Origin of the sequence: Massilia sp. DJPM01 (genome assembly GCF_030348125.1) — a bacterium.
In the GTDB taxonomy this organism is placed as follows: Bacteria; Pseudomonadota; Gammaproteobacteria; order Burkholderiales; family Burkholderiaceae_D; genus Telluria_A; species Telluria_A frigida.
In genome coordinates, this window is sequence record NZ_JAQOZV010000230.1 from 1 (window position 1) to 525 (window position 525).

At 54.3% G+C, this 525-nt stretch carries 1 protein-coding gene; it reads left to right on the top strand.

Going from position 1 to position 525, the window contains the following annotated elements; genetic code table 11:
- Nucleotides 1-145: 145 nt before the first annotated feature.
- Nucleotides 146-445: a hypothetical protein gene (locus PO883_RS34820; protein WP_289313848.1), complete on the top strand. Its 300-nt coding sequence runs from the start codon at nt 146-148 to the stop codon at nt 443-445.
- Nucleotides 446-525 lie beyond the last annotated feature (80 nt).

Consider the following 525-nt stretch of genomic DNA (forward strand, 5'->3'; position numbering starts at 1 on the left):
CGAAAAAATATCACTGGCGGCGCAGTTCACAATTGAAATGTCAAGCTATTTATCGCATTTTCAGCATATTTTCGAGGAAATTCCTTAACTTGGGAGGATTGATACCCCGCCAGCGGGGCTCCCGAAGAAATCTTCGGCAGTTACCTTGCAAACCTATTTGGACAAATGCAAAGCAGCGGACAAATTGCCGATCCCTGAAGACGATTCCGTTTTTGCCTATGCGGCGAGCGCAGGCATTCCGCAAGGTTTTCTGAAACTGGCATGGCGTGAATTCAAGGAACGGTATGCAGCGCCCGACGCGAAGCGGTACAAGGCATGGCCGAGCGTGTTCGCCAAGTCGGTACGTGGCAACTGGTTCAAGCTTTGGTATGCCGACAACAGCGGTGGATATGCACTGACCACCGCAGGGCAGCAGGCCCAGCGCCGCCACAAGGAGGCAGCATGAAGCGCGAACTCTTCAGCGTGCGTGCCGAACAGGCGATTCTTGGCTCGCTCCTGCGCGACAACAACGCCTTGGACCGCATT